Origin of the sequence: Klebsiella sp. HMSC16A12 (assembly GCF_001808265.1) — a bacterium.
In the GTDB taxonomy this organism is placed as follows: Bacteria; Pseudomonadota; Gammaproteobacteria; order Enterobacterales; family Enterobacteriaceae; genus Klebsiella; species Klebsiella pneumoniae.
Genome location: NZ_KV792572.1, coordinates 24062 through 34303, shown reverse-complemented (window position 1 = coordinate 34303; position 10242 = coordinate 24062). Strand labels below are relative to the sequence as shown.

Sequence of the window (10242 nt, the reverse complement as noted above, 5' to 3'; positions counted from 1 at the left end):
CCGCCGTGTCGATGGAGGCGCATTATAGGGAGTTCTCGAGCGTCCGCAATAGAAAAATGGCAGAAAAATAACTGACTGCTGCATTCCCCAGCAAAACCCCGCTTTATACCTCGTTACACACAGAATTATCCACAGGAGAGCGTAAAAACATGACCGCTAGCCCCATGGATCGCCAGCTATATAGAAGGAGAATCACCGGCCTGGAGAGAAACATAAAAATTCGCGAGCGTTGCGCAAACGTTTTCGTTACAATGCCGCGCTATGACACGGATGCCCGGTTGGGTGCGTTAGGTGAGTTTTTAGGCAAAAACTCACCTAACGCTCTCTGTAATGTTCAAATCCTGGGGATTTAATACCATGCAACAACGTCGTCCAGTCCGCCGCGCTCTGCTCAGTGTTTCTGACAAGGCCGGTATCGTCGAATTCGCGCAGGCGCTTTCCGCTCGTGGTGTCGAGCTGCTGTCCACCGGCGGCACCGCTCGCCTGCTGGCAGATAAAGGCCTGCCGGTTACCGAAGTCTCTGACTACACCGGTTTCCCGGAAATGATGGATGGACGCGTGAAGACCCTGCATCCGAAAGTACACGGCGGCATCCTCGGTCGTCGCGGTCAGGATGACGGTATCATGCAGCAACACGGTATCGCGCCTATCGATATGGTTGTCGTGAACCTTTACCCGTTCGCCCAGACCGTCGCTCGTGAAGGGTGCTCGCTGGAAGACGCGGTGGAAAACATCGATATCGGCGGCCCGACTATGGTGCGCTCTGCGGCGAAGAACCATAAAGATGTCGCCATCGTGGTTAAGAGCAGCGACTACGACGCCATCATTAATGAGATGGACGCCAACGAAGGTTCCCTCACGCTGGCCACCCGCTTCGACCTCGCCATTAAAGCCTTCGAACACACCGCCGCTTACGACAGCATGATCGCCAACTACTTCGGCAGCATGGTTCCGGCCTATCACGGCGAAAGCAAAGAAGCCGCTGGCCGCTTCCCGCGTACCCTGAATCTGAACTTCATTAAGAAGCAGGATATGCGCTACGGCGAAAACAGCCACCAGCAGGCGGCTTTCTATATAGAAGAGAATGTAAAAGAGGCCTCCGTGGCGACCGCCACTCAGCTGCAGGGCAAAGCGCTCTCCTATAACAACATTGCCGATACCGATGCGGCGCTGGAGTGCGTGAAAGAGTTCAACGAGCCGGCCTGCGTTATCGTCAAGCATGCCAACCCGTGCGGCGTTGCCGTCAGCGACTCGATTCTTGACGCCTACGATCGCGCTTACAAAACCGACCCGACCTCCGCGTTCGGCGGCATCATTGCCTTTAACCGCGAGCTGGATGCTGAAACCGCGCAGGCGATCATCTCTCGCCAGTTCGTCGAAGTGATCATCGCGCCGTCCGCCAGCGAAGAAGCGCTGAAAATCACCGCCGCGAAGCAGAACGTCCGCGTACTGACCTGCGGCCAGTGGGATACTCGCGTTGCCGGCCTCGATTTCAAACGCGTTAACGGTGGTCTGCTGGTTCAGGACCGCGATCTCGGCATGGTCACCGCAGGTGAACTGCGCGTGGTCAGCAAACGTCAGCCAACCAAGCAGGAACTGCGCGATGCGCTGTTCTGCTGGAAAGTGGCGAAATTCGTCAAATCCAACGCCATCGTTTATGCCAAAGATAATATGACCATCGGTATAGGCGCCGGTCAGATGAGCCGCGTCTACTCGGCGAAAATCGCCGGAATTAAAGCCGGTGATGAAGGTCTGGAAGTGAAAGGTTCCGCCATGGCCTCTGACGCTTTCTTCCCGTTCCGCGACGGCATCGATGCCGCAGCCGCGGTAGGCATCACCTGCGTTATTCAGCCGGGCGGCTCTATCCGTGACGACGAAGTGATTGCCGCCGCTGACGAACACGGCATCGCCATGATCTTCACCGACATGCGCCACTTCCGCCATTAATTCCTGGAGCAGCAGATGAAAGTATTAGTAATCGGTAACGGCGGGCGCGAGCACGCGCTGGCCTGGAAAGCGGCTCAGTCGCCGCTGGTTGATACCGTCTACGTCGCGCCGGGCAACGCCGGTACCGCCCTGGAGCCGTCGCTGCAAAACGTCGCCATCGGCGTCACCGATATTCCGGCGCTGCTTCGCTTCGCGCAGGATGAGAACATCGATCTGACCATCGTTGGCCCGGAAGCGCCGTTGGTCATTGGCGTGGTCGACGCGTTCCGTGCCGCCGGGCTGAACATTTTCGGGCCAACCGAAGGCGCCGCGCAGCTGGAAGGCTCAAAAGCCTTCACCAAAGATTTTCTCGCCCGTCATCATATTCCGACGGCGGAATACCAGAACTTCACCGAAGTGGAGCCTGCGCTGGCTTATCTGCGCGAGAAAGGCGCGCCGATCGTCATCAAAGCCGACGGTCTGGCGGCGGGTAAAGGCGTTATCGTGGCGATGACCCTCGAGGAAGCCGAAGCGGCGGTCAAAGATATGTTGGCCGGCAACGCCTTTGGCGACGCAGGCCACCGCATCGTGATTGAAGAGTTCCTCGATGGCGAGGAGGCTAGCTTTATTGTGATGGTCGACGGCGAGCACGTCCTGCCGATGGCCACCAGCCAGGATCACAAGCGCGTCGGCAACGGCGATACCGGCCCGAACACCGGCGGGATGGGGGCGTACTCCCCGGCGCCGGTGGTTACTGACGAAGTCCACCAGCGCACCATGGAGCGGATTATCTGGCCAACCGTGAAAGGCATGGCCGCTGAAGGCAACACCTATACCGGTTTCCTCTACGCCGGTCTGATGATCGACAAGCAGGGCAACCCGAAGGTGATTGAGTTCAACTGCCGCTTTGGCGACCCGGAAACCCAACCGATCATGCTGCGCATGAAGTCCGACCTGGTCGAGCTGTGCCTCGCCGCCTGCGCGGGCAAGCTGGACGAGAAAACCTCCGAGTGGGATGACCGCGCGTCGCTGGGCGTGGTGGTTGCCGCCGGCGGCTATCCGGGCAGCTACAATACGGGCGATGAGATCTACGGCCTGCCGCAGCAGGAAGTCGCAGACGGTAAGGTCTTCCACGCCGGCACCAAACTGTCTGACGACCAGCGCGTGGTCACCAACGGCGGGCGCGTGCTGTGCGTCACCGCGCTGGGTGACTCCGTGGCGCAGGCGCAGCAGCGCGCCTATCAGCTGCTGACCGACATTCGCTGGGACGGTAGCTTTAGCCGTAGCGATATCGGCTGGCGCGCCATCGAACGTGAAAAGGCTAACGGCTAAGTTTCGCCAGCAGCGTTTTGCGCGTAATGCCTAACTGACGGGCGGCTTCGGTTTTGTTGCCGCCCGTTTTTTCCAGCGCCGCCAGAATCACCTCTTTCTCCACTTCCACTAACGGCTGAATTCCCCCCTCCTCGCTCCCGCCTGATGGCAGCGGCGTACCGGCGATCGCCAGGGGCAGTTCTCGCTCAGAGATATAGTTTCCGGTCAGTAGCACCACCGCCCGCTCCACCGCGTTTTCCAGCTCGCGTATATTGCCCGGCCAGGGGTAGTGGATCAGCAGGTCCATCGCCTGTGGCGTGAACCCCTTTACCGTCTTACGATTGCGTTCGGTATAGCGTTTGAGAAAATGCTGCGCCAGCTGCGGAATATCTTCCCGTCGCCGGCGCAGCGGCGGTATCTCGATGGTCACGACGTTGAGTCGGTAATAGAGATCCTGGCGAAAGCGCCCGGCGCTCACCTCTTCCGCAAGGTTGCGATGGGTGGCGGCGATAAGCCGCACATCAACGGCAAGCGTCTGGTTGCTGCCGACCCGCTGCACCTCCCGCTCCTGAATCGCCCGCAGCAAGCGGACCTGCATCACTGGCGAGATATCGCCTATCTCATCAAGAAACAGCGTGCCGCCATCCGCTTCGACAAAGCGTCCTTCCCGTCGCCGATCCGCCCCGGTAAACGCCCCTTTTTCATGGCCGAAGAGTTCCGACTCCAGCAGTGACTCATTCAGCGCCGCGCAGTTGAGCGTGACCAACGGCTTGTCACGACGCTCGCTGCAGGCGTGGATGGCGCGCGCCACCAGCTCCTTACCGGTTCCCGACTCCCCATAAATCAGCACCGTCGCGTCCGAAGGGGCCACCAGCGTAATATCGTTAAGAAGCGCCTGCATCGCCGGGCTGTCGCCAATCATGCCCCACCGTGAATCCGTCGCAACGCTGGGGTCGCTCTCGCTCTGCCGGGTGTGCGCCAATGCCTGAACCAGCGTCTGCTGCAGGGTGTCAAAATCCAGCGGTTTAACCAGATAATCCAGCGCCCCGGACTTAATAGCTTCTACCGCCGTACCGACGCTGGAAAACGCCGTCATGATCAGCACCGGTATCGCCGGGTTATAGGCCTTAATCTCTTTTAACGTTGCGATACCGTCCATCTCCGCCATACGGATATCGCACAGCACCAGGTCGAAGACCTGCTGATGGATCTGCTCCAGCGCCTGCAGGCCGTTGTGAGCCAACCCCACCTGATAGCCCCAGCCGCGCAGCAGCGCCTGCAGGATCGTGCAGTGGCTGACGTCATCATCAACGACCAGAATCTGTACTTTATCGCTGCTCATCTTCCCTCCGTTGAGCATCCACCGGTAACCAAAGCGTAAATATCGCTCCAGCTCCCGGCTGACTTTCGGCGCGGATCGTCCCGCCATGTTGTTCGATAATATTCTGCACTACGGCCAGCCCCAGCCCGGTGCCGTCCGCCTTGGTGGTGAAATACGGCGTGAAGATAGCCTGTAACTCTTCATCGCTCATCCCCTTACCGCTATCCGTGACGACGATTTTCACCCGCTGACGATCGGCTTCGCTTGCTGTTACGCGAATGACGCCGTCACGACCAATCGCCTGCATTGCATTCAGGTACAGGTTCAACAGCACCTGATTCAGGCGATCGGGGTCGGCGCTGATCGTGGTTAACTCAGGTCGCGGAGTAAATTGCAGCGCGATCCCGCGGCTCTGCGCATCCTGGCTTACCAACTGCAATGAGTGGCGGATAAGCGCGTTGATATCGACTGTTTGGTAGTTTAGATGGGCGGGACGGACCAGCTCCAGCAGCTCGCTGACCACCCGGTTCAGGCGATCAGCCTCTTTGGCCATCACCTGGGCTAACTGATGCGACTCGCCGCCAGGCGACGTGCGCTCGGCAAAATATTTCGCCAGCCCTTTAATCGACGAGAGCGGGTTGCGGATCTCGTGCGCGACCCCCGCCGCCAGATGGCCAAGCGCCACCAGCTTTTCCTTGCGGGCCATCGCCTCCAGCAGCTGTTTCCGCGAGCGACGATAGCGGCGGAACCAGAACTGAGCGAGGATCGTCGCCGCTATCACCAGCGCGGCGGCACCCAGCATGATGGCCATATTCCGCTGCCCGCGGGCCTGCGCGGCATCCAGCTCGCGGCTATCAAAGGCGATAAAAATCACCTGCGGGACGGTGGCCTGAGCCAGGGCGCTATTGCCGCGGTTCATCATTCCCATATGGTGGCCGCGAGCCGGATTAAGCGGGCGAAAATGGCGATAGATCTCCAGCGCCGGCTGCGGTTCGCTAAGCCGGCGCCAGCGGGCCTGTTCGCCAACCGCTAACGCACGCATCTGCGCCGGGCTATACAGCGTTTTACCCACCTGCTGCGGATCGCTATGGGCGATAATTTTACCGTTTTCATCGGTCACCGCGAACCACAGGACGCCCGGTTGCCAGGCCATCTCTTCCAGCAGGGCCTGCAGCTGCGCATGATGCATACGCATCCCCATCCCGACGCGCGTGCCGGACTCCAGCGCGCGGATCAGCACGCTCCCTTTCTCTTCAATGGTTTGTCGGGCAGCGGTCGTCTCGCGACCGTAGTCGCGGACGATCATCGCGGAGAACAGCATGACCAGCAGCACAACCGTGCCGGTCAGCAGCCAGCTCAGCGCGCCAGCGGCGGCGTCCCGGGAGAGAGATTTGATCTTCATCGGCGAGTCCTTGTCATCTCTTTTTCACTATCTGCAGGCTCCTTCAGCAGAAATCATGCCATGTTTCCGCGCGGCCAATCCTGCTCTCAAACATATCGCCTGCGCTTAAGCGAGTAAAAATGACTCGCCTGACCCTGGCGGAACGGGTCATTTTTACTCGCTCTCCTTGGCAACGGCTTCGGCAGGCCCACACAGACGGGCTTTTTCAGACTGGCATGGAAGATGCAATACCGAGGGAAACCACACAGGAGAAAATGCCATGAAACGGAACCGTACCTTACCTCTCGCCCTCGTTACCTTTGCCGCGCTGACCTTCGCCAGCAACGCGGCCTGGGCCAACCACCACTGGGGCAACAATAACGGGATGGGCAACCAGGGCTACAGTCAGCTGACCCAGGAGCAGCAGGCTACCGTGCAAAAGCTGCATAACGATTACTATGCGCAAACCAGCGCCCTGCGCCAGCAGCTGCAGTCCAAACGCTATGAGTACAATGCGCTGCTCACGGCGCAAAAGCCGGACAGCGGGAAGATTGAAGCTGTCGCTCAGGAGATGGAAGGCTTACGCCAGAAGCTGGATCAGCAGCGGGTGAAGTTTGATATCGCCCTGGCTGAGGCAGGCGTTCCCCGCGGCGCAGGAATGGGATATGGCGGCTGTCGCGGTAGCGCCGGCGGTCATATGGGCATGAACCACTGGTAAAGGTTAGAAGCTTTTTTCCGTCGGCTGCCAGGTGCAGAAGTTTTCATTGGCGACCAGCAGCAGTTGAGAGCCTTCCGGCGCCTCCAGCCAGGCAATGCTCACAGCGGCGGAAGCGTGGCTCTGGCGGCGTTCAATGTGCGCCAGGGCCCGGCTATCGAGGTCGGGCGTAACCGTCTGCCCTTCGCAGGTCAGCACGGTATGCGCGGCAGCGTTCCAGCGCCCCTGCCGCAGGACGACCCGCCCCTGGCGGAGGGCGTCGCTGGTCTGGCGGATCTGCTCGGCGCGATAACGATATAGCGCGACCTGGTCGCTGGAGAGCTGCTGCTTCTGCCCGTCCACTTCCCGTTGCATAAAGCTCAGATCGCCCTGCGCGTCGAAACGGGCGCGAATATGTTCCGGCGGTTTGCCATAGACATTGAGTTCGATAAGCGCCAGTTGATCGCCCTGCCAGCGATATTCGCTGGTCGAGGTGTCCCCGTGACGCCACGGGCTGAAGGCGGCGAGAAGATGGACTTCATCGCCAGAATCTTTACGCCAGATGCGCATCGCTCCCTGATTGTCCGCATATCCGCTGGCGGTAAACGGCGGTAGCGACGTGTCGTGGCTGCAGGCAGTCAGCAACAGGATGCCCGCCAGCGCCAGAGGCCGGCGCCAGACAGACAAAAGGGGCTTAATAGCCCCTTCGATAAAACTGTTCACTGCCACGCGGTCTTACTTAACTGCGTCTTTCAGTGCTTTGCCAGAAACAAATGCCGGCACGTTAGCTGCAGCGATTTTGATCTCTTTACCGGTCTGCGGGTTGCGGCCAGTACGCTCAGCGCGGTGGTTCACTTTGAAGGTACCGAAACCAACCAGTTGAACAGCATCACCTTCTTTCAGAGACTCAGTAATTGCAGCCAGGGTAGATTCCAGGGCAGCTTTAGCCTGTGCTTTGGACAGGTCAGCTTTGTCCGCAATTACATCAATCAGTTGAGTCTTGTTCATAAGTTATCCTTACAATGTGTTTATCGCTTGCTAAGCATCGAGTGCGACGGAAATGCCAAAAAAGCACCCTCCTGCATACACGCACCGATAGCCACTTTTTTTCGCCCTCCAAATGTAGACCAGACGGGGGGCGGAATGGAAGCCTTCAGACGCTACAATTCAGGCGGTAAATCACGTTTTCTGGTCTCACTGCTGAAAATTTATACCAATATTGCTCTCGCCAGCCTCGCGCAGGTCCGCGCGCAGGCCTTTTATCAGCTCAAGATCACGCTCTTCACAGTCGGCCAGCAGGCGGAAAATTTCCCACTGAATATCCCATTCCTGCTCTACCGCCGGATTCGCTTTCAACTCTTCGTCGGTCATTTCGCGACCTTCCTGGGTCATTTCCAGCATCGCCACGGTGGTGATGGAGGTCTTGCTCACCTCGATCGCGTGCTCGAGCGTTTCGCCGCTCAGACGAGAATGAATCAGTTCACTCAACGCCACGCAAGCGTCTATGGCCGGATAGACACCGTACATGTCGAAATCATCTGCCGCCGGGATCGCCTCTTCCAGCTTCTCCAGCTGGCTGTCGAAATTCACCTTCGCATCTTTAACCGTCAGCGTTTCCCAGATCAGGTCCAGGATACGACGATAAAGCAGGCCGTCGCCAAACTCGGTTTGCTTGCAGAACATCGCGTAGTTGGGATACATACGTTCGCACAGGCAGGCCATAAAAGTGACATGCTGCCAGCTTTCCAGCTTCTCCAGGCGCAGGTGAATCGGGTTTTGTAACATGATGAATTCTCGAAGTCAGAAATTAGGCGCAGTGTACCTGAATCAGCTGTGATTTGCTTGCCAACGCACAAACGACGGACGACGGGACGCCACCGCATCGGCCCAGCGCGTCGGCTCGGGCAGACGGTAGCCTCGCATGCAACGCTCAACCCACATTAAAGCGCTGTCCATGCCTACCCGGTGGCCGGTGCTAATAAACAGCGGGTTGCAGCGCACTTTGCTGCGCCAGACCCAGGCCAGTTGCTCATTTTTATCCATCAGCGGGGCCAGCGCGCCAGGCTCATCACCCAGGTCGCCGATTTTGCCGCACAGGCGTTTTTTCGCCACTCCGATAGTCGGCACATCAATCATCAGGCCAAAATGGCTGGCGACGCCCAATCTCCGGGGATGAGAAATGCCGTGTCCGTCAACTAAGAGCAGGTCCGGTTTTTGCGAAAGCTGCTCCCACGCCGCCAGCAGCGCAGGCGTTTCGCGAAACGAGAGAAAGCCGGGAATATAGGGCATAGAGGTGGCGACCCGCGCCACCTGATACTCCACCAGCTCAAGCTCAGGCCAGGTCAGCAGCACCATCGCAGCCCGGGTGATCTCCCCTTCCTGCTCAAACCCGACGTCCGCGCCGCCGATCAACGTCGGCGGGTCGCGATCCAGTCTATCCGCACGCTCTACCGACGCGGCTAACTGTTGCTGTTGGGTACGTAGTGCGGCTAAATCCATAGGGCTTATCTCCTACTGGTGATAGGGTGCGGACAGACGGTGCACAGCCTCAACAAAGACGCCCGCATGCTCGGGGTCAACGTCCTGATGAATACCGTGTCCAAGGTTAAAGACGTGGCCTTCCCCCTGGCCAAAGCCGGCAAGAATGGTTGCCACTTCTTCTTCAATACGCGGGGCGGGCGCATAGAGCATCGACGGATCCATATTGCCCTGCAGCGCTACTTTGTTACCCACGCGACGGCGGGCATCGGCAATATCGGTGGTCCAGTCGAGACCCAACGCATCGCAGCCGGTCTCCGCCATCGCTTCCAGCCACTGACCACCGCCTTTGGTGAACAGTGTCACCGGCACGCGGCGGCCTTCGTTTTCCCGCAGCAGGCCATCGACGATCTTATGCATGTAGTAGAGGGAGAACTGCTGATAGTCGCGGCCGGTCAGCACCCCGCCCCAGGTGTCAAAAATCATCACCGACTGCGCGCCGGCTTTGATCTGCGCGTTGAGATACAGGGTGACGCTCTTCGCCAGCTTATCCAGCAGCGCATGCAGCGCCTGCGGCTCAGCGTACATCATCTTTTTAATCACGGTGAAAGCCTTGCTGCTGCCGCCCTCCACCATGTACGTAGCCAGCGTCCATGGACTACCGGAAAAACCGATCAGCGGCACTTCGCCTTTCAGTTCGCGGCGAATGGTGCGCACGGCGTTCATTACATAGCCCAGCTCCTGCTCCGGATCCGGGATCGGCAGCTTGTCGACGTCGGCTTTACTTTTTACCGGCGAGGTGAAGCGCGGACCTTCGCCAGCTTCAAAGTACAGCCCCAGCCCCATGGCGTCCGGGATGGTCAGGATGTCCGAAAAGAGGATCGCCGCGTCCAGCGGGTAACGGCGCAGCGGCTGGAGCGTCACTTCGCAGGCCAGTTCGGCATTTTTACACAGCGACATAAAGTCGCCCGCTTGCGCACGGGTGGCTTTGTACTCCGGTAAATAGCGGCCCGCCTGGCGCATCATCCACACCGGGGTGACATCAACCGGCTGACGCAGCAGCGCGCGCAGGTAACGATCGTTCTTCAGTTCGGTCATTTTTACATTCCTTTAGCGTTGATACGCCCAGTG

At 59.0% G+C, this 10242-nt stretch carries 10 protein-coding genes; 3 read left to right on the top strand and 7 right to left on the bottom strand.

The window, feature by feature from the left end:
- Positions 1-357: 357 nt before the first annotated feature.
- Positions 358-1947 carry a bifunctional phosphoribosylaminoimidazolecarboxamide formyltransferase/IMP cyclohydrolase gene (gene purH / locus HMPREF3140_RS08380; protein ID WP_032412751.1) on the top strand — a complete coding sequence of 530 codons (1590 nt, stop codon included), beginning with the start codon at positions 358-360 and terminating at the stop codon, positions 1945-1947.
- Between the two features lie 15 nt (positions 1948-1962).
- Entirely contained in the window at positions 1963-3258 is a 1296-nt protein-coding gene (purD, locus tag HMPREF3140_RS08375; RefSeq protein WP_002884357.1) for a phosphoribosylamine--glycine ligase, read from the top strand.
- On the opposite strand, the gene zraR is transcribed toward purD, so the two are convergent.
- Together zraR and zraS are read right to left on the bottom strand one after the other, a co-directional pair.
- On the bottom strand, positions 3248-4579 hold the full coding sequence (gene zraR, locus HMPREF3140_RS08370; protein ID WP_004177868.1) for a sigma-54-dependent response regulator transcription factor ZraR: 1332 nt from the start codon (positions 4577-4579) through the stop codon (positions 3248-3250). The two genes, purD and zraR, sit on opposite strands and share 11 nt — an antisense overlap.
- Complete coding sequence (gene zraS / locus HMPREF3140_RS08365; protein ID WP_002884349.1) at positions 4566-5960, bottom strand: two-component system sensor histidine kinase ZraS; 1395 nt, start codon at positions 5958-5960, stop codon at positions 4566-4568. Before zraS ends, zraR begins: the two co-directional genes overlap by 14 nt.
- Before the next feature lie 259 nt (positions 5961-6219).
- Here zraS and zraP point away from each other — a divergent pair, with 259 nt between their 5' ends.
- A complete protein-coding gene (gene zraP, locus HMPREF3140_RS08355; RefSeq protein ID WP_002884346.1) occupies positions 6220-6657 on the top strand; it encodes a zinc resistance sensor/chaperone ZraP in 438 nt (145 codons plus the stop codon).
- A gap of 3 nt (positions 6658-6660) precedes the next feature.
- Here zraP and HMPREF3140_RS08350 read toward each other — a convergent pair whose 3' ends face one another.
- The 5 genes from HMPREF3140_RS08350 to hemE all read right to left on the bottom strand — a co-directional run bounded on the left by HMPREF3140_RS08350 (position 6661) and on the right by hemE (position 10209).
- Positions 6661-7356, bottom strand: coding sequence for a DUF1481 domain-containing protein (locus tag HMPREF3140_RS08350; RefSeq protein ID WP_002884344.1), 696 nt, complete (start codon positions 7354-7356; stop codon positions 6661-6663).
- Positions 7357-7368: 12 nt separating this feature from the next.
- Positions 7369-7641, bottom strand: a complete 273-nt coding sequence (gene hupA / locus HMPREF3140_RS08345; protein ID WP_002884342.1) for a nucleoid-associated protein HU-alpha — start codon at positions 7639-7641, stop codon at positions 7369-7371.
- A gap of 186 nt (positions 7642-7827) precedes the next feature.
- Positions 7828-8418, bottom strand: a complete 591-nt coding sequence (locus HMPREF3140_RS08340; protein ID WP_002884331.1) for a YjaG family protein — start codon at positions 8416-8418, stop codon at positions 7828-7830.
- A gap of 42 nt (positions 8419-8460) precedes the next feature.
- Positions 8461-9132 (bottom strand): deoxyribonuclease V, encoded by a 672-nt coding sequence (gene nfi / locus HMPREF3140_RS08335; protein WP_032412749.1) that lies wholly within the window; start codon positions 9130-9132, stop codon positions 8461-8463.
- A gap of 12 nt (positions 9133-9144) precedes the next feature.
- A complete protein-coding gene (gene hemE, locus HMPREF3140_RS08330; protein ID WP_004178235.1) occupies positions 9145-10209 on the bottom strand; it encodes a uroporphyrinogen decarboxylase in 1065 nt (354 codons plus the stop codon).
- Positions 10210-10242 lie beyond the last annotated feature (33 nt).